Here is a 24,830-nt window from a genome sequence, read left to right as displayed (position 1 = left end):
CGCGTTTCTTCTTCTTGACGAAGGTAAATTGTGATAATCGAGATAAAGATTGAAGTTCCTAGTGAACTAATGAGGATCATCGGAATCGCAATGTAGCGAACTAGTACCCAACCAGTTGGACTAAACAGGAAAATAAAGATCATCTGAATTGATTCCATTGACAGGCCAACAATGAAGCTCCGCCAAGGTGTCATAACAGTAAAAGAACTATTCTTATCCTTATAAAGATAGCCAGAAAGCAAACCGATTAAAGTAGAACTAGGAATATAAAACCACGCTTCACTGGCAAACCCAGCCTGAAAAGCACGGTGGAGACCAGCAATTAGCCCCACAGATCCTCCTACCCAAGGACCACCAATGATCCCGGACGTTGTCACCGCTAGAATTCGTGCGTTTACCACTGAGTAATCGTGAGAAACGGCAGTTAGAATGATCTTATTATGTAATTCGTTAGCAGGATCAATTTCAATCCCCGTTGCGTTCGCCAAAATTGCAAAGAGGGAAAAAATGATTACTAACTGCAGCTTAGCAACAATTGTTTGGGCAAAAAGACACTTACGAAACGCTGGAATATTTACCAAAAGGAAGGCACAAATGATAACAAAGCCGACCCGTTCGGTCATCAAGATCGTTAAATATAGCATCCGTTTTATCCCCTGTTATTGTTTAGTTCCCGTATTAATTACCGGCTGGGTTCCCCGTTCACTAATAATTGCTACCATAATGTTATTGATGATTTGAAGACGTTGATCGTCAGTCAGATCCAAGTTGGCTTCCTTTGATAGACGGTCAATTGCTGCTTCTGTAATTGATACAGCACCCTCAACAATAATCTTTCGGGCTGAAAGAATGGCCGATGATTGCTGCTTCTGAAGCATCGCACTTGCAATTTCGGTCGCGTAGGCTAAGTGAGTTAACCGTGTTTCAATGATTTTAACCCCAGCAACGTTCAACCGTTCTTGCAACTCATTTGCTAAGCGGTCAGATACCTCTGTCGGATTACTCCGTAAGGTCAATGCATTCTCATTTTCAAACGTATCATATGGATATTCACTTGCAACGTGACGAATTGCCGACTCGCTTTGAATCTGAACAAATTGTTCGTAATCATCAACAGAAAACAGTGCCTTGGCAGTATCAACAACTTTAAAAACAATTACCGCAGCAATTTCAACCGGGTTCCCCTTTGAATCGTTAACTTTAAGGATTTGACTATTAAAGTTCCGAACCCGAAGTGAAACCGGTTCCTTATCGGTAAATGGTACTGTCATGAACAGTCCAGCATCACGAATGGTACCAATATAATTTCCGAAGAAAGTTAATGCCTTGGCTTCATTAGGTTGGATGATCGTTAAACTACTAGCCAAAATTAGGACTAAAATTATCAAAATAATTCCTGCAACCATCCCCAGTAAGTGACCAAAGCGAAAACCACTGTATACCAACCAAAGTCCAAATAAGGCACCAACTATTGCTACTAGTAGCCCTACATATCCATTAATATGAAATGCCTGTTTTTCTTTCATCTTGTCTAACTCCTCCTTAAAATCGCAGTCCCTTTGGATAAAAATTCTTAACCGTTTTTTGAACTAACTTGCCAAAACCACAAGGATGACCAGCACAAACCAATAAGTACCAACCATTTGGCAGCTCTTGTTCAACCGCAATCGTATCCCCGTGAACATACTGGCGCCACTGCTCTTCATTGATTTCTAACGTCTTCTCAGACTTATCTGGGTGAAGGAAGAGTGCCAATGCAAGTGATGGTTCAAAGCGACGTTTCTTAAAGGTTCCCAAATGTAATCCTGGTCGAAGAATATTCAGGTCATCAAGTTGATTAATCCCAGACGGCAAATCGTAAAGTTGATCACCGAACAATACGAGATGATTAGGTTGATAATCAGGGATCACTGTATCGTTGAACTCACAAAACAATTCTTGTTGCTCTTTGCTCAAGCTATAACTAGTTTGACGCTTCTTTTTCTTCCGACCTTTTCGTTTAACCGAATGGCCCTCAACCTTATCTCCATACTTAAACTTGGCTATAAAATGTCCTTCCCCCTTAATATGATGTGGGAAAAGACGGACAGCCTTGGCTAATTCAGGATTACCATCTGCCCATTCGGGACGTCCATGATCCATTCCAGGATATGAATCAATTTCCATCATCTTCATTGATGGATAGTTTTTAAGAATCCAACCAGCATTTTGCTCATCCTCTTCTGGCGAGAACGTACAAGTCGAGTATACTAAAATGCCACCTGGTTTAAGCATCTTTACCGCTGAAGCGATAATCTTTCGCTGCCGGTTTGCACACTCGGCTGGATACTCTGGATTCCAGTATTCAATTCCTGCTGGCTCTTTCCTAAACATCCCCTCACCAGAACATGGTGCATCAATCAAGATCCGGTCAAAGAACTGCGGAAACTGCTTTTCCAATTCCTCAGGGCTTTCATTCATTACTACCGTGTTACGGGTTCCCCAGCGTTCTAAGTTCTCTGCCAATATTTGTGCGCGCTTCCGAAAAATCTCGTTAGCAACTAAAAGCCCCTGGTCATTCATTAGTGAAATTAAATGAGTTGATTTTCCACCAGGAGCCGCGCATAAATCAAGGACACGTTCACCTGGTTGCGGATCGACAACCTCACCAACATACATTGCAGATGGTTCTTGACTATAAACCCAACCAGTCACATGATCGAGCGACTTACCATTAACCTGGCCATAATAACCAGTTGGAACATATGGAACCTTTCCAGTAGACTGACTAATCGTTGCTGTCGGCTTCCCAGGTTTCAACGGATTAATTCGAAAGCCACTAAAGCTCTCTTCATTTAGCGCCGCAAAAAATGCTGGAGCCTCTTCTCCCAATAATCGCTGATATTTATTTTTAAATGCATTCGGTAGCTGCATTTTCAATTCTCACCCTCATCTATTTAATCTTAACCAAATTATAACTTATTTTAGCCGCTTCCAAAACACCTCTCTCATTTTGTCTGTCATATTCATTTAATTCATTAATGTTTTCGGGTATAATATTTAACTATTCGTAGTTCAAAGGAAGTGACGTTTACATGGATCAACATCTGATTGCCATCGACTTAGATGGAACTACCCTGAATAACCAATCAAAACTTACTAATGAGACTATCAATACTCTACGCCTTGCCGCTAAAAATGGTCACATTGTTAGCATTATTACTGGCCGTCCATACCGGATTGCTCAACACATTTATGATCAGATTGGAATTAAAACACCAATGGTTAATTTTAATGGTGCTCTTACCCATATTCCACACGAAAACTGGGATAAAGAATACGAGATTGAACTAACTAAGGAAATAGCTTTAGATCTCCTAGCACATCGGGAAGAACTCGGAATTGACACAATTACTGTTGAAAGCAAAAATCATTTTTGGGCTAACCAAGCAACTAAAGACGTCCCCGAATTTCTTCCCAGCCGTCTCAAGCCATCTCAATTATTAAGCGAACGCAACCTCAGTGACAATCCAATCGCAATGACAATTGAATACCAACCTGATAGCAAGGACCGCATTATTAAGGCTGTTGATAGTAAGTATGGAGACTTTGTCGAATCACGAGTCTGGGGTGGCCCATATAACATCTTAGAGCTAATTCATCGAGGTACCCACAAGGAATCCGGGATGTTTTATATTGCTAAACAGTATGGAATCGATCAGCAACATATCATTGCCTTTGGTGACGAAAAAAATGATCAAGAAATGATTGATGCTGCGGGACGCGGAGTCGCAATGCAGAACGCAATTCCTGAAATTAAGGAAATTGCAGATGATGTTACTCCACTAGATAATGAGCATAACGGATTAGCTAACTACCTAAAGGAATATCTTAAATTAGCTTAAGTTAAACAAAAGAGTTCGGTGAAAATTTGCTTCGCCGAACTCTTTATTTACTCTTCACTGCTACCAATAAAACAGAATTTAAATCTCAGGATCACCCGTAAACTTTCCAACCACCGGCAATTCATCAAGGACCCGCTTCATGTGAAGTGAACGCTGAATTGCAGCTGTGACGTCATGTCCTGCCAAATTACCATGGTGCTTACCATTACGCCATGCTGGGATATCAGTAACATCATATACAACCCCATCAATAGCTACGTAAGCAGGATTACCATCTTGACCGTTGTACTTGGCAAGTTCTTCGGCAGTAAATGTTCTTGTCGTCATAATAAAATCCTCCCGGTTTCCATTACTAAATTTAGTATAGCACTTTTAATATACTAATTAAGGCAAGTCGAAATAATAGCAATAATTAATTAGACAACAACGGAATAAAAATTAATTTTATTATAAATAATACTGAAGGTGATTCTGCAATCACTTTCGCTAAATACTTCTACTTGGGGGTTACGATCAATTTCTGATCGTAATCCTCAATTTTTATTTAATGAGACCGTCTAAAAAGGTAACAATATAATACAGTAAAATTGCAGCAACAATAAGAGAAATAACATCCCATAACTGACGCCAAATATTCTTCTTCATCCCATAACCCCCTTGAACTGATATTCAATATTATACACCACCTTTTCCGTCCAGCTACTAATCTTTTAATTGCAATTTTCATTAAGGCGTGTATAATCCATTACCAAACAGAGATTTAATAATCTTATGCAAAATAATCGATGTCAGAGAGCATCATTTTGGAGGAATTAAATATGGGACAGACAAGTAGTCATGTTGACCAAGCAATGACTAAGAACCAGAAATGGGTATTAGCATCTACTGCATCCGGTTTTTCACTTGAAAATATGGATATTATGTTTTTGTCATTTGCCCTTGCACCAATTATTGCTAGCCTTCACATTTCAAGTACTGCTGCTGGGTGGATTGGTTCTCTTACCAATCTCGGAATGTTAGCGGGCGGTGCGATTTTCGGCCTTGTCGGTGATCGGATCGGTCGTGTAAGAACATTCACTTACACGATTTTTATTTTTGCCTTAGCCACAGCCGCAATGTTCTTTGCTCATTCATTACCGGCAATCTATATTTGTCGTTTTCTTGCCGGTGTTGGTGCTGGTGGTGAATATGGTGTCGGAATTGCATTAATCGCCGAGAACTTTGAATCACACTTAATTGGTCGTTTAACTTCCGTTGCTGCTATCGGCGGTCAAGTTGGGGCTATTCTTGCTGCAATAATGGCAGCTTACATTATTCCCCACTTTGGTTGGAACGCGCTTTTCTTACTTGGGGTTGTTCCAGTAATCCTGACCTACTTTATTCGTCGTCACGTTCACGAAAGCCAGGAATTTATCATTGCTCATAAAAAGGCACTTAACAATCACCAAAAGATTTCAGTTAGTCGGCTCTTTGCTACACCAAGGTTAGCTTTACAGACCCTTGGCTTAATGGTAATGACAATTGTTCAAATTGCCGGATACTTTGGTCTAATGAATTGGCTGCCATCAATTGTACAAAAGCAACAAGGACTATCCGTTTCGGGTTCATCAATTTGGATGATTGTAACCATCATTGGGATGAGTATTGGAATGATGGTCTTCGGTACAATTATGGATAACTGGGGACCTCGCTGGGCATTTGGAATCTTCCTAATTGGTTCTGCTACAGTAATGTTTACTATCCTGATGGTTCAAAGTTCAATTGCCCTGATTCTTGCGGGAGCATTAATTGGGTTCTTCTCTAACGGGATGTTTGGTGGATATGGTGCCGTCATCAGCCAACTTTACCCAACCGCTATTCGTTCAACTGCCAACAGCATTATTATGAATGTTGGCCGGGCAATAGGTGGTTTCTCTTCGGTAATTATCGGCTTACTAATGGATCACTATTCATTAGGAGTAACAATGGGGTTCCTATCGGCACTTTACATTTTAAGCTTTATCGTCATGTCATCACTACCTGGCATGCGAAAATTAGCTAATCACTAAAATCATTTATGAATGACAAAATAGGTCTAGAACTCAATAAGTGGGTTCTAGGCCTATTTAAATTTTTATCTACTTATCGTCGATCTCTTCATCGGTTTTTAAGACAGCCATAAAGGCTTCTTGAGGAATGTCAACTTTGCCGACAGCCTTCATCCGCTTCTTTCCACGCTTCTGTTTTTCTAGCAGTTTAGCACGCCGGTCTGGGTCCCCGGTGTGGATTCGGGCAGTAACATCCTTCCGGTAGGCCTTAATATTGGTCCGTGCAATGATCTTTGAACCGATTGCCGCTTGAATTGGAATTTCAAAGTTTTGTCGAGGAATAATCTTCTTCAACTTAGATGTAATGTCCCGTCCTCGCTCTGCAGCAAAGTCTTTATGAGCAATAAAGCTCAAAGCATCAACCTTGTCACCATTCAGTAAGATATCAATTTTGACCAGCTTGCTTGGCTTATAGTCGTCAATCTCGTAGTCAAGTGAGGCATAACCCCTAGTCGAACTCTTTAATTTATCAAAGAAGTCAAAGATAATTTCGGATAGTGGAATATGATAGATCACATTTACCCGCGTATCACTCAAGTATTCCATTGTTTCAAAGATTCCCCGTTTACGCTGACAAAGTTCCATTACTGGCCCAACATAATCATTTGGCACCATGATTGAAGCCTTAACGTATGGTTCTTTGATATCCTTAATTGAGGATGCGTCTGGCATCTCAGCAGGGTTTTCAACTTCCTTAGTCGTGCCGTCAGCCAGATCGACATGGTATGTAACCGACGGTGCAGTCGTAATTAAGTCAAGATCAAACTCTCGCTCAAGCCGCTCTTGAATAACATCCATATGAAGCAATCCTAAGAAACCACAACGAAATCCAAAGCCAAGTGCTTGTGATGATTCAGGTTCAAATGTTAACGCTGCATCATTCAATTGAAGTTTTTCCAAAGCATCCCGGAGATCATTAAACTTCGCGTTATCGGTCGGGTAAAGACCCGCATAAACCATTGGAGTCATTTGCCGATAGCCTTCCAGTGGCTTTTCGGTTGGATTATTTGCATCAGTGACGGTATCACCAACCCGGGTATCCTTGATGTCCTTAATTGCTGCGGTGATATAACCAACATCACCAGCCATCAAGACATCCCGTGCTAATGGTTTCGGTGAGTTAATACCGACTTCAGCAACTTCATACTCAGTTCCACTATTCATTAACCGAATCCGGTCACCCTTCTTTACGGTTCCTTCAAACACCCTGACACTGAGAACGACTCCACGGTAGTCATCGTACTTAGAATCAAAAATTAGCGCCTTCAATGGAGCAGTTAAATCACCGGTTGGCGCTGGAACCTTCTTGACGATCTCTTCCAAGACCTTATCAACACCAAGCCCCGTCTTCGCACTAACATCTAAAGCATCATCGGTATCCAAACCGATTTCATCTTCAATCTGCTTTTTTGTTCCTTCAGGATCTGCAGAAGGCAAATCAATCTTATTGATTACCGGTAAGATCTCCAAATCGTTATCAAGAGCCAAGTAAACATTTGCTAAGGTTTGCGCTTCAACTCCCTGGGTAGCGTCAACCACCAAGATAGCCCCTTCACAGGCAGCTAATGAACGCGATACTTCATAAGAGAAATCAACATGTCCTGGAGTATCAATCAAATGAAAAATATAATCCTGACCATCTTTAGCATGGTACGTCAGTGCTACGGCATTTAATTTAATGGTAATTCCCCGTTCACGTTCCAACGGCATATCATCCAATATCTGGTCTTTCATTTCACGTTTACTGATAGAATCCGTCATTTCCAGGATTCGGTCAGCAAGTGTCGACTTTCCGTGATCAATATGAGCGACAATCGAAAAATTTCGAATATGTTTTTGTCGTTCTTTCATTTTATCAAGATTCATTGTCATGAATTAGTTCACTACTTTCTAAACTTGTAAATACTAATACTAGTATACCAAAGACTTCGATGGCTTGAAAAGTTAATCAGTTTAGGATCCAAGCTGCTATACTCCCGAAATATAATAAGCCAGTAATGACCGATCCATAACCGGCTATTACTAGCTTAATAAAATACTTATTACTTATCTTCGAAAGCATCGCGCAGCTTATCTAAAACGGTTTTCTTAACACCTTTTACGTCCTCGCCACTAGCAGCAGCAAAGGCCATCATAGCTTCCTTTTGTCGCTTATTAAGGCTCTTTGGCGTGTGAACATGAACCGTAACGTGCTCATCGCCATTACCATTACCGTTTAAGTGCGGAACTCCCTTACCACGTAGACGGAAGTTAGTTTCGGATTGGGTACCGGCAGGGATCTTAAGGTCAACGTCACCATGAACCGTCTTTACCTTAACCTCATCACCTAATGCTGCTTGGGCAAATGAAATATCTTGGTCAACATAAATTGTTGAACCATCACGACGGAATTCACGACTTGGAGTAACACGGAAAACAATGTATAGGTCACCGTAAGGACCGCCATTTTCTCCCGCATCTCCTTGGTGTTCTAGCCGCATCTGTTGACCATCATCAACACCGGCGGGAACTTTCACTTCTAGTTCATGACGCTCATGAACGTGTCCTGAGCCATGACACTTGGTACACCGATCTTCTGGCTTAATAACCTTACCGGTACCGTGACATTCAGGACATGTGGTTTGCGTCTGAATATTTCCAAGTGGTGTTTGTCTTACGGTATAAACTACCCCACTACCATGGCACCGTGAACATGTTTGTGGTGATTTACCAGGTTTAGCCCCGGTTCCCTTACAAACATTACACTGGGCATCTCGCTCATATTTAATTGTTGTGGTTTTACCGAATACGGCATCCATAAATTCCAACGTCATGGAATATTGTAGGTCACGCCCTTGACGTGGAGCAGTTGGATCAGCTTGCCGGCGTCCACCGCCACCGAAAAACTGACTGAAAATATCGCCAAAATCACCGCCAGCAAAGTTACCATAACCTTGTTGACCGCCAAAGCCACCAAATCCTTGGCCAGCACCAGCATTTGCTCCGGCAGAACCAAATTGGTCGTATTGTGCCCGCTTTTGAGGATCACTTAAAACTTCATGAGCCTCATTAATCTTTTTAAATTTTTCTTCGGCACCCGGTGCATGGTTGATATCCGGGTGATACTTTGCTGCTAGCTTTCGGTAAGCCCGGTTAATTTCCTTTTCAGAAGCATCCTTTTTTACACCTAGGATGTCATAATAACTTTCTTCTGCCATACGGATCCTCCATTTTAATTGCTTGTTTAGTTATACCATAGATGACAAACGAAAGTAAAAGCCAAAGTCCTCTTTCTGGCCTTTGGCTTTTAACAATTGTTTACTAACGGATTATAACGTTACTTCTTGTCATCTGGAGTAACATCCTTGAAGTCACCATCAACGGTCTTACCATCATCAGAACCGGAATTATTGTTATTTCCGGCAGCGCCATTGTTTCCAGCAGCACCGGCTTGACCGCCTTGAGCACCTTGGGCTTGTTGGTAAAGCTTTACACTAAGGTCTTGAATAACCTTGTTCAATGCGTCCTTCTTAGACTTCATGTCATCTAAGTTGCCGCTTTCCTTAGCCTTCTTCAAGTCGTCACGAGCACTTTCGGCCTTCTTAATATCTTCTTCAGGAACCTTACCCTTAACTTCCTTCAAAGTCTTATCAACTTGGAAGAGTTCTTGGTCAACTTCGTTCTTTAAGTCAACTTCCTCTTTCTTCTTCTTGTCGGCTGCTGCATGTTCTTCAGCATCCTTCTTCATTCGTTCAATTTCTTCATCGCTCAAACCAGAATTGGACTTGATAGTGATGTTTTGCTTCTTATGGGTTCCTTGATCTTCGGCAGAAACATTAACGATACCGTTCTTGTCAATGTCAAAGGTAACCTTAATTTGAGGCACACCACGAGGAGCAGCAGGAATGTCAGTAAGTTGGAAGTTCCCTAAAGTCTTGTTGTCAGCTGCCATTGGCCGTTCACCCTGAAGAACATGAATATCAACGGCAGATTGGTTATCAGCAGCGGTTGAGAAGATTTGACTCTTTGATGTTGGAATAGTGGTATTCCGGTCAATTAACTTAGTGAAGACACCACCCATGGTTTCAATACCAAGTGAAAGTGGAGTAACATCAAGCAAAACAACATCCTTAACATCACCTGTAAGCACACCACCCTGAATAGCAGCACCAAGGGCAACCGCTTCATCTGGGTTAATTGAGTGGTTAGGTTCCTTACCAGTTAATTCCTTAACCATTTCTTGAACAGCTGGAATACGAGTAGAACCACCATTAAGAATAACTTCATCGATGTCATCAAATGTTAAGTCGGCATCCTTCAAAGCATTCATAACTGGTTGCTTAGTCCGCTCAACTAAGTCATTAGTTAATTGGTTGAATTGCGCACGACTCAAAGTCTTTTCAAGGTGTAGCGGACCATTTTCACCAGCGGAAATGAATGGCAAGCTGATTTGAGCTTCTTGAACTCCAGACAAGTCCTTCTTAGCCTTTTCGGCAGCATCCTTCAACCGTTGAAGAGCCATCTTATCCTTAGAAAGGTCAACGCCATTTTCTTCCTTGAAACCATCAATTAACCAGTCCATGATCTTCTTATCGAAGTCATCACCACCAAGGTGAGTATCACCATTAGTTGAAAGTACTTGGAAGACACCGTCACCTAATTCAAGGATTGAAACATCAAAAGTACCACCACCAAGGTCGTAAACAAGGATCTTTTCATCCTTATCCTTCTTGTCAAGGCCATAAGCCAATGATGAAGCAGTTGGTTCGTTAATAATCCGCTTAACATCTAAGCCAGCAATCTTACCAGCATCCTTAGTAGCTTGACGTTGTGCATCGTTAAAGTATGCAGGAACGGTAATAACAGCCTTGTCAACAGTGTCACCAATGTAATCTTCAGCATACTTCTTCAAGTATTGAAGAATCATTGCAGAAATTTCTTGTGGGGTGTACTTCTTACCATCAACCTCAACTGTGTATCCGGCTTCACCCATGTGACTCTTGATTGATGAAATGGTGTTTGGATTAGTAATTGCTTGACGCTTTGCTACTTCACCAACCTGAGTTTCACCATTCTTAAATGAAACAACAGATGGAGTGGTCCGACTCCCTTCAGGATTTGTAATAATTTTTGGCTCGTTACCTTCCATAACGGCAACGGCGGAGTTAGTAGTACCTAAATCAATACCAATAATTTTGTTACTTGCCATTGTTTATTCCCTCTCTTATATATTTTTTATTGTGCAACAACAACCATTGCTGGACGAAGAACACGGTCTTTTAATTGATAACCGGCTTGAAGAACCTTAACGACTGTATCGGCCTTCTGATCACCTTCCACCGGAACAGTTTGGACTGCTTGGTGAAGTGTCGGATCAAACGGTTTGCCATCCGCTTCAATTTCAATAATTCCATGGTCCTTTAATGCAGAAATCAAATGATCGTGCACCATTTGAATTCCCTTTTTTAATTGTTGACCATTTTCATCATGGACATCAATCGTTAAAGCCCGTTTGAGGTTATCTAAAACGGGAAGCACTGATTTTGCTAAATCTTGACCATCATACTTCAATAATTGAGCACGCTCTTTCTTGAAATGGTTAGTCATATTTTGGATCTCTGCTTCAGCTCGTAAATACTGGTCATCCTTGTCACTTAATTGTTGCTTTAAGTCCTTGACCTGAGCTTCTAACTTTGTGACCTGACTTTGCAGCTCCTTAGAGTTAAGCTGTGAATTCTTTTTAGGAGCAGCCTTTTTGCTCTCCTTATTTTCTTTTTCATTTTGCTTTGCAGCTTTGTCTTCTGCCAATCGACTCGCCTCCTATGAATCGTAATAATGACGGTAAAAGTTCAGTAATCGTTTTGCTAGTTCTTGACGGAACGCATTCACCAAACCAATTGTCCGTGAATAAGGCATTCGCGTTGGGCCGAGGACTGCAATGATCCCCTTACCATATTGGTCAACATCATAGGTTGCAGTGATCAAACTATAATCGTCTAGAGCCTTATCCTTTGAAATCTCAGAACCGATCTTAACGTTAATCCCCTCATCGGAGACATTTGAATCTAAGAGGTTCGATAATTGATCATTATGATCAAGCAGACTATACAAAGTTTGTAAATCTACCGAATCTCGTTTTTCAGAAAAATCAAGGAGATTCAATCGACCGCCGACGAAGAATTGTTCACGTGCTGCCCTTGACACGACACTATCAAAAAGATCCAGAAATCCGCTTGCACTTTGCATGTAATGCATTACCCGAAGTGGGATGTCATCATTCAATCGCTGCATTACATTAGCTAATGGCTGACCAACTAATTGATCGTTAATCATCCGAATAACTGCTTGCAGTGCATCGGTGTCGTAATTCCGTGGCAACGTAAATGCTTGACTCTCAACATCACCACTATCAGTAACTAAAATAGCGATCACCTTACGATTACCAAGCGGAACAACCCGAAAACCACTTAAGCAAACATCAGCCTGTTCAGGCTTGAGTGTGAATGCCGTATAAGAGGTAAGATCAGATAAAATATCAGCCGAGTGCGAGATGATCTCATCAATCTTTTGAAAGCTTGTTCCTAATGAATTCTGAATTACCACTAAATCATTATCTGTTATAGCTTCGGAATCAAGTAAATGATCGACATAATACCGATAGCCCTTCTTTGAGGGTACCCGTCCTGAAGATGAGTGCTCCTTATTAACAAAGCCATTTTCCTCAAGAACACCCATCTCGTTACGAACAGTTGCGGGGCTAACCTTAAACGGTAACTTTTCCGCAAGATGTTTTGACCCGACAGGTTGACCTGTTGAGGTGTATTGACGTACAATCGCTTGCAGGATCTTATTTTGACGCTGTGTTATCATTTTATCACTTCCCCTTTTAGCACTCTATAGGGTTAAGTGCTAAACACATGTATAATATAACAATCTGATTGGTAAAAGTCAAGAAACGTCAAATAAATTTCAAGGAGTTTTTCTATGAAGCATAAACAACAACGATTTATTCAGCCGAGCGGGCCAGAAGATGCCATGCGGATTATCCAGAAACTCTTTAACAGTTACCGGAACGCCCCACTCACTAAGGATCTATTAGATTACCACAATAACCTTATCCACCGTCTTCAAACAGATATTCGTGAAGCCGCTTTAAAGTCTCCTGATAAGAATTTAGTTAAAACGCTTGATGGAATGACGGAGATAATGCGCCGTTGGGTTTCAATTCGTGTCTCTAATCGGCCCTTTAACGCTAAAATGCGGCACTTCAAGTTAATTTCCGATGGTGGAATGAAATTTAAGCGCCATGTCCATAAAATTAATCAATCCGGCAGTCACCGGGCTAGTCGCCATTAGTTAGTAAGCCCTCAGCATTAATTTTCAAATGCTGGGGGCTTAGTTTTCTTATTTCAGTAAATACTGGCTATCTTCATTTTTATCCAGCATCCGTTGAAGGTTTTCCCGAGATAATTGTTCGTCTCTCCTCATTTGGTTAACAAGTTCGTCTGCACCACTGAACTTCTCTTCTCCACGTTGGTAACTCAGCCAGCGTACTTGAACTTCCTCACCATATACTAGTTGGTCAAAGTCAAAGAGGTAAATCTCAACGGTGAGTTTATTTTGATCACCAAAGGTAATGTTGTGACCAACACTTGCCATTCCGCCATACCACTTTGTACCGATTTTTACTTGAACCGTATAAACCCCGATTCCTGGAATTCGCTCATGTTCAGGGGTTTCAACATTAATTGTTGGAAATCCGAGTGTTCGACCACGAGCTAGACCATGAACAACAATTCCCGTTGTCTTGTAGCAATACCCTAACAATTGGTTGGCACTTTGAATCTTACCATTATCGATCATTTTCCGAATAACTCGTGAGCCGATTTTTTGTTCATCATTTCCGGTAAACTTAGGAACGGTTACTACATCAAAACGACCCTTTGCATACTCCGGCAATTTTGCCATTGTTGCTACTGCTGCTTTACCGTACGTGTGATCAAAACCAGCAACCACCGTTTTGGCATGAAAGCCAATCAAATACTCATCCACGAATTCTTGTGGTGAAAGGCTTGCAAAACTGGAAGTAAAACTAACAAGGTAAACTAAATCAACCCCTAGCTGCTTTAAAAGTGCTACCTTTCTTGTTGGCGTTGAAAGGTACTTAAAGCCACCTGGGTACTGACGATAAACGATTCCTGGCGCATGGCCATAAGTTAACACGGCTAGAGGGATCCCCTCTTTTTCGGCAATCTTTTTGGCCGTTTTAATAACCTGCTGGTGTCCCCGATGAACACCATCGAAGAAGCCCATTGCAAGAACTACCTGTCCATCAGGTACTAATTTCTTTTGCAATGGATGGTGGATTCTAATTACTTCCACTTGCCCTTCCTCCTTCACTTTACAGAGAACATTTTAGTCGGCTTGTACCCTTGTTCAGTTAGATGGTATAACGCCTTTACAGAATCATTATATCTTAAAACAAGCTCTTGTGCGCTGGTTTGAAGCTCATCTTGCTTTAACCACCCCCCATGCTGGACAGCATGCCATTGTGAGGTCGTTAAATCCACAGCAGGAAACTCCTTCAAAGCATAATCAATTGGGTAAAGGTGGCGCGCCATTGTTTGATGCGCCATTGCATCCTGAACATCACTCAAGCTCATTGTTTGTGCAAGCGTAAAGCCGCCACTTTCTAACCGGGTTAACCATTTCATTGCACCCGGGTAGCCAAGTGAACGTGCTAAATCAGCCACTAATGTCCTCACATAGGTTCCCTTACTGCACTTAACCTTAAAGAAAACGTGCTGTTCTTGATTTACAGGATCATACTCATTCCGGCACATTATAAATTCACTAATTGTTGCTTTACGTTGAGGACGCTCCACGGTTTCACCAGCACGAGCATACTCATAGAGACGTTTACCATTAACTTTAACCGCAGAATACATTGGCGGAATTTGAGTAATTTCTCCCGTCATGTCCTTCATTGCCTCTTTAACCCGTTCATCGCTAATTGCCACTTTCACAGGTTTTATCTCAATAACCTCACCGTCAAAATCCTCAGTCGTTGTTGCTTTGCCAATTACCAATTCACCTTGGTATTCCTTCCCAGAATGCATCAAGTATTCCACTACTTTAGTTGCATTCCCTACACAAACAGGAAGAACACCATCAACAGAGGGATCCAATGTACCTGAATGACCAATCTTTTTTGTTTGTAAGATCCGACGCAAGCGACTTACACAGTCAAAACTCGTCATTCCACGCTCTTTATATAAGGGAATAATTCCATCCATATTGTTACTCTCCATAAAAAACGGGCCAAGAGAAATCTCTCCCAGCCCATTCATCCTTCATTACTTATCTTGTTCTTGCTGGTGAAGTTTATTGATCAGTTGATCAATTCGACTTCCATAGGCAATTGACTTATCCCGTTCAAATTTGATCTCGGGTGTCTTAAAAATATTTAGCCGAGCTCCTAATTCGCTCCGGATTAGTCCCGTTGCCTTATCTAATCCTGTTTGGGTCTTTTCCATATCGGAAGCCTTATCGGATAAGATACTGTAGTAAATCGTTGCCTGTTGAAGATCGCCAGTAACATCCACACCAGTAACGGTTACCCCTTGAACACGAGGATCACGAACCCGCTTTAAAAGGATATCATCAACCTCGCGTTGAATTTCTTGGGCTAACCGGTCAACACGATACTGCTTATTTGGCATTTTATCACCTCGGTTTACTTAACCGGTACTTCTTTCATTTGATATGCTTCAATGACGTCTTTTTCTTTAATATCATTGTAATTTTGAATTGTTAATCCACATTCAAAACCAGCCTTGACTTCCTTAACGTCATCTTTGAACCGCTTCAAACTACCTAGTTCTCCACTGTAGATAACGATTCCATCACGAACAAGGCGAACCTTAGCGTCACGAGTAATCTTACCAGAGGTTACCATTCCCCCTGCAATCGTTCCAACTTTAGAAGCCTTATAAATTTGCCGTACTTCAACTTGACCAATTGTTTCTTCTTTGTAAACTGGTTCAAGCATCCCCTTCATGGCATCTTCAACTTCTTCAATTGCGTTGTAGATAACCTGGTGGAGCCGAATATCAATCTTATTAGAATCAGCCAGGGACTTAGCAAGAGAAGTTGGCCGAACATTGAATCCAATGATAACGGCATTAGAAGCTTCAGCTAAAGTGACATCAGATTCGTTAATTGCACCAACAGCTTGGTGAATGATGTCAACCCGGACACCATCAACCTTAATCTTCTGGAGACTCTGACTCAATGCTTCTACAGAACCTTGAACATCGGCCTTGATGATTAATGGGAGGGTCTTCATTTGTCCCTTCTTCATAGTATCAAATAAGTTATCTAATGTAACGTGAGAAGTCCGCTTCCGTTCTTCTTCTTGTGCTTGTTCAGCACGTTTTTCACCAGCAGCGCGAGCAGTCTTTTCATCATCAAAGACAACAAACCGATCACCGGCCTCTGGAACAGAGTTTAAACCAGTTATTTCGACTGGTGTTGATGGCGTAGCTTCCTTAATGCGCCGACCATTTTCATTTGTCATTGTCCGAACACGACCATAAGTGTTTCCGACAACAATTGGATCACCAACGTGGAGAGTACCTTGTTGAATAAGAACAGTCGCAACTGAACCTTTTCCTTGATCAAGCCGGGCTTCAACAACTGAACCCGCTGCATTTTGTTCTGGGTTTGCCTTTAATTCCATCATTTCGGCTTGGAGTTGAATCATATCAAGCAATTCATCAATGTTCTTACCAAACTTAGCCGAGATGTTAACAAAGATTGTGTCACCACCCCAGTCTTCAGGGATCAGGTTATACTTAGCTAATTCTTCGATAACCCGTTCTGGATTAGCACCTGGTTTATCAATCTTGTTGACAGCAACAATAATTGGTGTCTTGGCAGCTTGAGCGTGGTGGATAGCTTCAACGGTCTGTGGCATTACACCATCATCAGCGGCAACAACCAATACGGTAATATCAGTAATGTTAGCACCACGAGCACGCATTTCGGTAAAGGCAGCGTGACCTGGGGTATCCAAGAACGTAATTAGATTATTCTTATAGTGAACCTGGTAGGCACCGATTTCCTGCGTAATTCCACCAGCTTCATGTTCAGTAACGTGAGAATGACGAAGCTTATCAAGCAAGGTAGTCTTACCATGATCAACGTGTCCCATAACAGTAACAACTGGTGGACGGGATACTAAGTGGTCGGTGTTTTCTTGTTCTTCCTCAAACATCTTATCGATATCGGAAATATCTTCCTCAACCTTTTCCTTAGCTTCGATACCGTAATCCGTAGCCAATAATTCAATTGTATCCTTATCCAAGGATTGATTTTGGTTAATCATTACACCAAGCATAAAGAGCTTTTTAATGATTTCAGCTGGTGAACGGTGCAAGATCTTCCCCAAATCTTGAGCATTCATTCCCTCTGTATATTCAAGAACATCTGGTAACGGCTTTTCCTTCCGTTGAGTTGGCTGTTGATGCTTAACCTCACGCAAGCGACCATTATTCTTATGTTTCTTGTTATGCTTTTTATTCTTCTTGTTGAAACGCTTACCCTTGTTATTTAAGCTTCCACCAAAGCGACCGTTATTATCATTTTGCTGATGGTTATTATGGTTTCTTTGCTTATTTTGCTTTGCAGAATGGTTATTACTATCATGATTCTTTTTACCATGATCATGACGTTCATCATTCTTTTTACCATGATTCTGGTTGTTCGGTTGTTTTGCCTGATGTTGATTATGGCTAGCCCTTTCTTGAACCTTCTTCTCATGGTGACGGGAAGGTTGCTTTTGCTTTGCTTGTTTAGTACCACCGTTATCATTCTTAACAACTTGGCGTAATTTCTGCGCTTGATCTGGTGTTACGGATGACATATGGCTTTTAATATCCATCCCTTGATCCTTAGCGACTTTCACAAGGCTCTTACTTGGCATCTTGAGTTCTTTGGCTAGTTCATAAATTCGTTCTTTGGCCATATACTCACGCTCCTTAATTCATTGCTAATAGTTCCTCAAACTTTCTTGCAAATCCAGATTGTGTAACACAAATAATAGTTCTTGATTGCCCCGTTGCTTGGCTCAACTGCTGCTTTGTGAACAGTGAGCACTGGGGAACATGGTAGAAAACACATTTATCCGTGAACTTCTTTGTCGTTGCCGAACCGGCATCTTTTGCTAAGAAAACAAACTGGGCTTTTCCTGTTTGAATTGATTTTAATACACTGCCTTCACCACTCTGGGTTTGTTTGGCGCGACGTGCTAATCCGAGTAAATTTAAGACGGATTGTTGATTATTTTTCATTGTTACCAAATAATACTTGCCGTGCTTGCAAGTGATCCGTGTATTGGATTAATTCATCATAGAATGAATCATCCATCTTAACGTGAAAGGCCTTTTCAAAGGTTTTCTCTTCCTTTGCTCGTTTAGCAATCTCAACGTCTACTGCGATGTAAGCTCCACGGCCGGATTTCTTACCAGTAGGATCGATTGAAACCTCACCTTCCTTATTTTTTACAACCCGGATTAGTTGCCTCTTAGGCATCATTTCTCCGGTAACAATGTCTTTTCGCATCGGTACTTTTCTCTTTTTCATTTGTTTCACCCCGCTGCTTTATTCTACAGAAGTATCGTTCTCGTCTTCACCCAAGTCATCGTCATCTTCCATTTCAGAAGCTGGCTTAATATCAATCTTATATTTAGTTAATCGAGCTGCTAAGCGAGCATTTTGACCACGCTTCCCAATTGCAAGGGATAATTGGCTATCGGGAACAACAACAGTGCAAGAGCGCTCTTCTACTACTGGTGTCTCAGTTGCTTCAGAATCTTCTTCATCAGCTGCTACGTCAGTTTCGGTTGCTGTTGAGTCAGTAGGTGTCTCCTCTGCAGGTTGCTCTTCTTCTGCGGGTGTAGATGCTTCTGATTCATTAAAGATTACATCAAGAACTTCTGCAGGATTAAGGGCATTTGCGATAAATTGTGCTGGATCCTTAACATATTCAACAATGTCCATGTTCTCTCCGCCAAGCTCATTAACAATTGCTTGAACACGCGAACCACGTGGTCCAACACAAGTTCCAACAGGATCAACGTTTGGATCATTAGAGTAAACAGCTACTTTAGCACGATCACCGGCTTCACGAGCGATGTTTTCAATCAGAACGGTACCATCTTTAATTTCAGGAACTTCACGTTCAAATAACCGCTTTAGTAATTCTGGAGCAGTCCGGCTAACAAAAATTTGTGGACCATGCCGATCATCATTTACCTTTGAAACATAAACCTGAATCCGATCATGAATGTGGTAGTGCTCATTAGGCATCTTATCGCGGTAACCCATTGCACCTTCTACACCATCACCAAGATCAACCCATGTGAAGCGCTTATCCTCACGTGAAACTTCACCGGTAATGATTTCATTTTCATAAGTCTTGTACTTATTGTAAATGATTTTCCGTTCTTCTTCACGTAACCGTTGCATTACCACTTGCTTTGCAGTTTGGGCTGCGATCCGACCAAAATCACGTGGTGTAACTTCTTGGCGGATTTCATCGCCAACATCATATCCTTGACCGTGTGGCAACTTCCGGGCATCAGCAAGGCTCATATATTCGTTGTCATCTTCTTCAACAAGGTCGTCATTATCTGTAATTGTCTTTACGGCATATACCTTGATATTTCCGGTAACCCCATCAAAATCAACTTCAACGTTCTTTTCACCATAGTTTTGCTTGTATGCCAATTCCAAAGCCTGCTCTAAGGCTTCGATAACAATATCCTTCTTGATACCCTTTTCCTTCTCTAAGTAATCAAGAGCGGCGATCATTTCGGTATTTACTTTTGTTTTGCTCACCTTTTGACACTCCCTTTAAATCTTACTAAAGTCGATTGCTAACCGTGCTTGCGCGATCATTTTACGATCAATCGTAACTTGACGTTTACGGGTCTTATCCATGTATTCCAACGTTATTTCGTCAGGCTTAAGATCAACTAAGGTTCCCTCATACGCCTTTTTACCCTCTACCTGTTGGTAAAGAGAAACGTGGATGTAATCATTGACCGCCCGTTCATAGTCGGCTTCCTTTTTCAATGGTCGTTCGGCACCAGGAGAAGAAACCTCAAGAAAATATGCCTGAGGAATCGGGTCCGGTTCAGTATTGTCGAGTGTTTCACTCAATTCATCACTAATATCCGCACAATCATCAAGGGTAACTCCCCCATCTTTATCAACGTAAACCCGTAAGTACCAGCTTTTACCTTCCTTAACAAATTCTAAATCATATAGGTAACAATCATGCGCCGCTACAATTGGCTCTGCTAATCCAGTTACTGTTTCAACGACACTGCTCAACTGCGTCACCTCCATTGTTTGCAATAAAAAGAGCGAGCATCTCTGCTCACTCCAACGAGTTATTTACCATAATTATTGTAGCATGAATCATCATCACTATCAAGCAACAATGACTAGAATAAGCTCAACTGGTTCTCATCAGGTAGGCCATCTAGTACATGATTCTGCGTTAAGAAGTCAATAATTGTCTGTGAAACCTTGCCTCGTTCTGCTAAGTCTTGTTTAGAAAGGAACTTCTTCTCTTCTCGAGCAGCAACGATCTGCTTGGCAACGTTTAATCCCAGTCCAGGAACTGCACGGAACGGTGCGATTAATGAATCACCATCAATCAACCAGTCACTAGCATCTGAGCGTTCAAGATCAACCATCTTAAACTTAAATCCTCGTTCTAGCATTTCATTAGCTAGTTCCAGAATTGTTAGTAAACTTTTATCCTTAGCACTAGCATCGTTTCCCTGATCATTAATCTCTTTCATCCGTGTTTTAACGGCATCTTTTCCGTGAGCCATCGCAACAACATCAAAATCGTCTGCACGAACCGAGAAAAATGCACAATAATAAACAAGTGGGAAGTAAACCTTAAAGTAAGCAATTCGTAAAGCCATTAAAACATACGCTGCAGCATGGGCACGTGGGAACATGTATTTAATCTTCAAGCATGAATCCATATACCATTGAGGAACGTTAGCATCATGCATCTTCTTTTGCCAATTATCGGGAATGCCTCGTCCGTGACGAACTGATTCCATTACCTGGAATGAAGTTTCCGAATCAAGGCCGTAGTGAATTAGGTCGGTCATGATGTTATCACGACAACCAATCACGTTAGCAATCGTTGCGACTCCCTGCTTAATTAACTCCTGGGCATTATCCAACCACACGCCTGTTCCGTGTGATAGTCCAGAAATTTGCAACAGCTGAGAATAGTTCTTCGGGTGAGTGTCTTCAAGCATTCCCCGAACAAACCTCGTCCCGAATTCTGGCAATCCCAAAGTTCCAGTCTTACTTTGAATTTGTTCTTCCGTTACACCGAGAGCTTTCGGACTAGAGAAGAGACTCATCACACCCGGATCATTCATTGGAATTGTCTGTGGATTTACTCCTGACAAATCTTGTAAAGCACGAATCATCGTTGGATCATCATGACCTAAAATATCCATCTTTAAAATATTATCGTGAATTGAGTGGAAGTCAAAGTGAGTTGTTTCCCATGCAGCATTTTGATCATCTGCTGGGTATTGGACCGGAGTGAAATCATAAATCTCCATATCATCGGGAACAATGATGATTCCTGCCGGGTGTTGCCCCGTCGTTCGTTTAACACCAGTTGCACCATGTGACAGCCGATCTTCCTCTGCACCACGGAACTGCTTATCGGTATCACGTTCATACGCCTTAACATAACCATAAGCCGTTTTATCGGCAACGGTACCAATTGTTCCCGCACGGAATACGTTCTTTTCACCGAATAGCACCTTCATGTAGTTATGCGCAATTGGCTGGTAGTCACCGGAAAAGTTCAGATCAATATCCGGCACCTTGTTTCCCTTAAATCCTAAGAAGGTTTGGAATGGGATATCATGACCATCCTTAACTAGTAGTGTTCCGCAACGTGGACACTTTCTTTCGGGAAGGTCAAAGCCAGAACTATATTCACCCTTAGTATAGAAGTGCGAATAGTGACACTTTGGACACCGGTAATGTGGGGGTAACGGATTAACTTCTGTAATTCCAGACAGGGTCGCAACAACACTTGAACCAACAGAACCCCGTGAACCTACCAAATAACCGTCCTTATTTGATTTAGCTACCAGACGTTGAGCAATTAAGTAAATAACTGAGAACCCATTTTTAACGATACTGTTCAATTCGAGATCAACCCGATCCTGAACAATTTTTGGTAACGGATCGCCATACCACTGCTTAGCGGTATCCCATGTCCGATCCTGAATTTCCTGCTCCGCACCATTCATATGAGGAGTATACAACTTATCCTTGACCGGACTTAGATTATCATCAATCATGTCTGCAACCTTATGGGTATTAGTTACAACTATCGTGTGTGCCTGTTCTTCTCCCAAGAAACTAAATTCCTTTAGCATTTCGTCAGTTGTTCTAAAGTGAACATCTGGACGACTTGTCCGGTTAAGAGGGTTTGCACCCCCTTGAGAGTTGATCAGAATCTTACGGTAAATTGCATCGTGAGCATCTAAGTAATGAACGTCTCCCGTAGCAACTACTGGCTTATTTAATTTTTCTCCAAGCTCGACCATGTTCTTCAAGATATCTTCTAGATGAGCATCGTCCGCAATAACCTTCTGCTCCATTAGTGGCAAGTAATTTGGCTTCGGTTGAACTTCAATGAAATCATAGTACTTTGCTTTTCTTTCAGCTTCAGCAAAACCCTTTTCCATCATCGCGGTGAAAACTTCTCCAGAAGAACAAGCAGTTCCAAAAAGTAGTCCTTCACGATACTTCGTTAAAACGCTCCGGGGAATCCGGGGAACCCGAGCAAAATATTCGACGTTTGATAACGATACCAGCTTATAAAGATTTTTTAGACCCGCTTGGGTTTGAGCCAAAATCGTAACATGGAATGGACGCGCATGACGGTACGCATCATTATCAGCCATATGCTTGTTAAGGTCACTGACCTTTGTAATTCCATAGCGCTTTTCGGCATCTTTTAAGAACTTATGAAGCAAGTGCCCGGTTGCTTCAGCATCGTAATTTGCCCGGTGGTGGTGTTCAAGAGCAACCTTAAATTTCTTACTCAGGGTATTCAACCGGTATCCCCGCATATGAGGGTATAAGAATCGAGCAAGCGGCAGGGTATCAATAACTGGAGCAGTTATCTCTTCCATATTATGCCGCCGATAACCGGTATTCATGAATCCCATATCAAATGAAACGTTATGTCCGGCAATAATACATCCCTGACAGAAGTCCCTAAATAGCTTAAAGACCTCTTCTTCACTCTTTGAGCCCTTAACCATTTCGTCGGTAATCGACGTTAAATTGGTGGTTTGCTCTGAAAGCGGGAAGCCAGGGTCAATAAATTCATCAAACCGTTCTAGGACTTCGCCATCTTTCATTTTAGAAGCCGAAAGTTCGATAACTTTATCGTAAATTGCGGATAACCCTGTCGTTTCCACATCAAAGATGACATATGTTTGCCCATCAAGCGGCATTTCATTTTCGTTGTAGACTAATGGAATCCCATCATCAACAACGTTTGCTTCAACGCCATAGAGCATTTTGATACCCAACTTCTTAGAAGCTTTAAATGCTTCTGGGAATGCTTGAACATCAGCATGATCAGTAATCGCAATTGCGGGATGACCCCATGAATGAGCACGGCCAGCTAATTCAGTAATCGAATTAGTGGCATCCATTTGACTCATTTCTGAATGAACGTGCAATTCTATCCGCTTATCGTCAGCTGGGGCTTTATCTTGGCGTTCTTCATGCCTAATCTCATTAATATCAAAGGCATTAATAACTAGATCGTGCATCCAAGTATCTTCTTGTACAGGGCCCCGAATTTTAAGCCACATTCCCTCTTTGATATTAGCAAATTGGGCCTCATCAGCTTCATTCCGTGAAAACTTCTTAACGGCAAATGAAGAAGTATAGTCGGTAATTTCAAACGTTAACAGTTGACGTCCCGAACGTAATTCACGAACTTCGCTACTAAAAACATAACCTTCAACAACAACCGATCGCTCTTCCTCAACGATGTCCTTCATCTGTTTAACTTCTTGAGAATCGTTAATTAACCGACCAAGTTGAACTGGGCCATCTGCGGTCACTTCTTTAGATTGCTGCTTTTTCTTCTTAATCACATTGTTCTTTTTTATCTGTTCCATCGCTTTAGCAGCAAGAGCGGCGTCATCAGCTTCATGTTTTGCCTTTAGTTCCTTAATTCGTGCTTCTGAAGCCGATTCATCAACAAATGGATGAATTCGAAAATGTGGAAAGCCAAGATCAACATAGTTCTCTTCAATTTTCCCTAAGACATTTTTAGTGAGGAAGTCCTTCATCATCTCATTTTCAATGACTAGAGTTACCCGACCATCTTTAATCTCTGGTGATGTCTGGCTGCAAACTTGCTGGGTCATTGGGGAATCCGGAGCCGTTTGACGAACCACGTACTCCCAGTAATCACCAATTAATTTAGGATCAAGCTCAGTCATCGGGCTATTTATTTTAATCCTCGTATTAGCAATATCCCGAAAGCCAATCCGCAAAGCATTTAAGAAGTCATTAAAGAGAGTGAAAGGTAACGGTTGACGCATCATCAACCGGAATTCCCAAAGACGTGAATCTTTATGAACTACAACAGATTGAACCTTAGCATCACGAAAGGCCGGATTATCTTTTTCTGGAAAGTGAATTTGTTCAAGTAGTTTTTGAAATAATTCTTGTCGCGATAAGCTCACTTTTTATCCTCCTACAACAAAAAAGTGGTGCGTTGATA

At 41.6% G+C, this 24,830-nt stretch carries 21 protein-coding genes; 3 read left to right on the top strand and 18 right to left on the bottom strand.

The genetic code is table 11. From position 1 onward, the window contains the following. From LKJ51_RS03495 to LKJ51_RS03485, 3 genes are all read right to left on the bottom strand, one after another. Positions 1–644 (bottom strand): LytS/YhcK type 5TM receptor domain-containing protein (locus LKJ51_RS03495; protein WP_291980100.1); only part of this gene is annotated, 644 nt, incomplete at its 3' end. Between the two features lie 15 nt (positions 645–659). Beyond that, the gene (locus LKJ51_RS03490; RefSeq protein WP_291978777.1) at positions 660–1,526 is read right to left on the bottom strand and encodes an SPFH domain-containing protein; all 867 of its coding nucleotides are present in this window, start codon (positions 1,524–1,526) and stop codon (positions 660–662) included. 16 nt (positions 1,527–1,542) lie between these two features. Beyond that, complete coding sequence (locus LKJ51_RS03485) at positions 1,543–2,913, bottom strand: RsmF rRNA methyltransferase first C-terminal domain-containing protein (protein WP_291978778.1); 1,371 nt, start codon at positions 2,911–2,913, stop codon at positions 1,543–1,545. A gap of 161 nt (positions 2,914–3,074) precedes the next feature. On the opposite strand from LKJ51_RS03485, the gene LKJ51_RS03480 reads away from it, so the two are divergent. Then, positions 3,075–3,884: a Cof-type HAD-IIB family hydrolase gene (locus LKJ51_RS03480; RefSeq protein ID WP_291978779.1), complete on the top strand. Its 810-nt coding sequence runs from the start codon at positions 3,075–3,077 to the stop codon at positions 3,882–3,884. A 78-nt stretch (positions 3,885–3,962) separates the two neighbouring features. Here LKJ51_RS03480 and LKJ51_RS03475 read toward each other — a convergent pair whose 3' ends face one another. After that, positions 3,963–4,211 carry a cytochrome b5 domain-containing protein gene (locus tag LKJ51_RS03475; RefSeq protein WP_291978780.1) on the bottom strand — a complete coding sequence of 83 codons (249 nt, stop codon included), beginning with the start codon at positions 4,209–4,211 and terminating at the stop codon, positions 3,963–3,965. Positions 4,212–4,702: 491 nt separating this feature from the next. Between LKJ51_RS03475 and LKJ51_RS03470 the strand changes: the two genes are divergently transcribed. Then, positions 4,703–5,932 (top strand): MFS transporter, encoded by a 1,230-nt coding sequence (locus LKJ51_RS03470; RefSeq protein ID WP_291978781.1) that lies wholly within the window; start codon positions 4,703–4,705, stop codon positions 5,930–5,932. A gap of 69 nt (positions 5,933–6,001) precedes the next feature. On the opposite strand, the gene lepA is transcribed toward LKJ51_RS03470, so the two are convergent. The 5 genes from lepA to hrcA form a co-directional block, all read right to left on the bottom strand. Next, positions 6,002–7,837 carry a translation elongation factor 4 gene (lepA, locus tag LKJ51_RS03465; protein ID WP_291978818.1) on the bottom strand — a complete coding sequence of 612 codons (1,836 nt, stop codon included), beginning with the start codon at positions 7,835–7,837 and terminating at the stop codon, positions 6,002–6,004. 176 nt (positions 7,838–8,013) lie between these two features. Next, a complete protein-coding gene (dnaJ, locus tag LKJ51_RS03460; RefSeq protein ID WP_291978782.1) occupies positions 8,014–9,168 on the bottom strand; it encodes a molecular chaperone DnaJ in 1,155 nt (384 codons plus the stop codon). Positions 9,169–9,287: 119 nt separating this feature from the next. Next, positions 9,288–11,159, bottom strand: coding sequence for a molecular chaperone DnaK (gene dnaK, locus LKJ51_RS03455; protein WP_291978783.1), 1,872 nt, complete (start codon positions 11,157–11,159; stop codon positions 9,288–9,290). Positions 11,160–11,185: 26 nt separating this feature from the next. After that, positions 11,186–11,758 (bottom strand): nucleotide exchange factor GrpE, encoded by a 573-nt coding sequence (grpE, locus tag LKJ51_RS03450; protein ID WP_291978784.1) that lies wholly within the window; start codon positions 11,756–11,758, stop codon positions 11,186–11,188. A gap of 12 nt (positions 11,759–11,770) precedes the next feature. After that, positions 11,771–12,820 (bottom strand): heat-inducible transcriptional repressor HrcA, encoded by a 1,050-nt coding sequence (gene hrcA, locus LKJ51_RS03445; protein ID WP_291978785.1) that lies wholly within the window; start codon positions 12,818–12,820, stop codon positions 11,771–11,773. 114 nt (positions 12,821–12,934) lie between these two features. Between hrcA and LKJ51_RS03440 the strand changes: the two genes are divergently transcribed. Next, positions 12,935–13,306 carry a hypothetical protein gene (locus LKJ51_RS03440; RefSeq protein WP_291978787.1) on the top strand — a complete coding sequence of 124 codons (372 nt, stop codon included), beginning with the start codon at positions 12,935–12,937 and terminating at the stop codon, positions 13,304–13,306. A 48-nt stretch (positions 13,307–13,354) separates the two neighbouring features. Here the strand turns inward: LKJ51_RS03440 and ribF are convergent, their stop codons facing one another. From ribF to LKJ51_RS03395, 9 genes are all read right to left on the bottom strand, one after another. Further along, positions 13,355–14,332: a riboflavin biosynthesis protein RibF gene (gene ribF, locus LKJ51_RS03435; RefSeq protein WP_291978788.1), complete on the bottom strand. Its 978-nt coding sequence runs from the start codon at positions 14,330–14,332 to the stop codon at positions 13,355–13,357. 14 nt (positions 14,333–14,346) lie between these two features. Further along, a complete protein-coding gene (gene truB, locus LKJ51_RS03430; RefSeq protein WP_291978789.1) occupies positions 14,347–15,246 on the bottom strand; it encodes a tRNA pseudouridine(55) synthase TruB in 900 nt (299 codons plus the stop codon). A 60-nt stretch (positions 15,247–15,306) separates the two neighbouring features. Further along, positions 15,307–15,672 (bottom strand): 30S ribosome-binding factor RbfA, encoded by a 366-nt coding sequence (gene rbfA / locus LKJ51_RS03425; protein ID WP_291978790.1) that lies wholly within the window; start codon positions 15,670–15,672, stop codon positions 15,307–15,309. A gap of 14 nt (positions 15,673–15,686) precedes the next feature. Then, positions 15,687–17,978: a translation initiation factor IF-2 gene (infB, locus tag LKJ51_RS03420; RefSeq protein WP_291978791.1), complete on the bottom strand. Its 2,292-nt coding sequence runs from the start codon at positions 17,976–17,978 to the stop codon at positions 15,687–15,689. Between the two features lie 13 nt (positions 17,979–17,991). Continuing rightward, entirely contained in the window at positions 17,992–18,303 is a 312-nt protein-coding gene (locus LKJ51_RS03415) for a L7Ae/L30e/S12e/Gadd45 family ribosomal protein (protein ID WP_291978820.1), read from the bottom strand. Then, complete coding sequence (rnpM, locus tag LKJ51_RS03410; RefSeq protein ID WP_291978793.1) at positions 18,293–18,595, bottom strand: RNase P modulator RnpM; 303 nt, start codon at positions 18,593–18,595, stop codon at positions 18,293–18,295. The genes LKJ51_RS03415 and rnpM overlap by 11 nt, the downstream gene beginning before the upstream one ends. Positions 18,596–18,613: 18 nt before the next feature. After that, entirely contained in the window at positions 18,614–19,852 is a 1,239-nt protein-coding gene (gene nusA / locus LKJ51_RS03405; protein WP_291978794.1) for a transcription termination factor NusA, read from the bottom strand. A 15-nt stretch (positions 19,853–19,867) separates the two neighbouring features. After that, positions 19,868–20,350: a ribosome maturation factor RimP gene (gene rimP, locus LKJ51_RS03400; RefSeq protein ID WP_291978795.1), complete on the bottom strand. Its 483-nt coding sequence runs from the start codon at positions 20,348–20,350 to the stop codon at positions 19,868–19,870. Positions 20,351–20,463: 113 nt separating this feature from the next. Beyond that, on the bottom strand, positions 20,464–24,792 hold the full coding sequence (locus LKJ51_RS03395; RefSeq protein WP_291978796.1) for a PolC-type DNA polymerase III: 4,329 nt from the start codon (positions 24,790–24,792) through the stop codon (positions 20,464–20,466). Positions 24,793–24,830 lie beyond the last annotated feature (38 nt).

Origin of the sequence: Limosilactobacillus sp. (genome assembly GCF_022651205.1) — a bacterium.
Taxonomy (GTDB): domain Bacteria; phylum Bacillota; class Bacilli; order Lactobacillales; family Lactobacillaceae; genus Limosilactobacillus.
The sequence above is the reverse complement of the archived record's forward strand: the minus strand, read 5'-3'. Positions and strand labels throughout refer to the sequence as shown.

What these genes read in the sequence shown, in the direction of transcription:
- dnaK (WP_291978783.1), bottom strand. Translation starts at nt 11,159, where the DNA reads ATGGCAAGTAACAAAATTATTGGTATTGATTTAGGTACTACTAACTCC.
- rbfA (WP_291978790.1), bottom strand. Translation starts at nt 15,672, where the DNA reads ATGCCAAATAAGCAGTATCGTGTTGACCGGTTAGCCCAAGAAATTCAA.
- LKJ51_RS03415 (WP_291978820.1), bottom strand. Translation starts at nt 18,303, where the DNA reads ATGAAAAATAATCAACAATCCGTCTTAAATTTACTCGGATTAGCACGT.
- dnaJ (WP_291978782.1), bottom strand. Translation starts at nt 9,168, where the DNA reads ATGGCAGAAGAAAGTTATTATGACATCCTAGGTGTAAAAAAGGATGCT.
- LKJ51_RS03470 (WP_291978781.1), top strand. Translation starts at nt 4,703, where the DNA reads ATGGGACAGACAAGTAGTCATGTTGACCAAGCAATGACTAAGAACCAG.
- LKJ51_RS03485 (WP_291978778.1), bottom strand. Translation starts at nt 2,913, where the DNA reads ATGCAGCTACCGAATGCATTTAAAAATAAATATCAGCGATTATTGGGA.
- rnpM (WP_291978793.1), bottom strand. Translation starts at nt 18,595, where the DNA reads ATGAAAAAGAGAAAAGTACCGATGCGAAAAGACATTGTTACCGGAGAA.
- LKJ51_RS03490 (WP_291978777.1), bottom strand. Translation starts at nt 1,526, where the DNA reads ATGAAAGAAAAACAGGCATTTCATATTAATGGATATGTAGGGCTACTA.
- truB (WP_291978789.1), bottom strand. Translation starts at nt 15,246, where the DNA reads ATGGATGGAATTATTCCCTTATATAAAGAGCGTGGAATGACGAGTTTT.
- hrcA (WP_291978785.1), bottom strand. Translation starts at nt 12,820, where the DNA reads ATGATAACACAGCGTCAAAATAAGATCCTGCAAGCGATTGTACGTCAA.
- LKJ51_RS03480 (WP_291978779.1), top strand. Translation starts at nt 3,075, where the DNA reads ATGGATCAACATCTGATTGCCATCGACTTAGATGGAACTACCCTGAAT.
- lepA (WP_291978818.1), bottom strand. Translation starts at nt 7,837, where the DNA reads ATGAATCTTGATAAAATGAAAGAACGACAAAAACATATTCGAAATTTT.
- infB (WP_291978791.1), bottom strand. Translation starts at nt 17,978, where the DNA reads ATGGCCAAAGAACGAATTTATGAACTAGCCAAAGAACTCAAGATGCCA.
- LKJ51_RS03475 (WP_291978780.1), bottom strand. Translation starts at nt 4,211, where the DNA reads ATGACGACAAGAACATTTACTGCCGAAGAACTTGCCAAGTACAACGGT.
- LKJ51_RS03440 (WP_291978787.1), top strand. Translation starts at nt 12,935, where the DNA reads ATGAAGCATAAACAACAACGATTTATTCAGCCGAGCGGGCCAGAAGAT.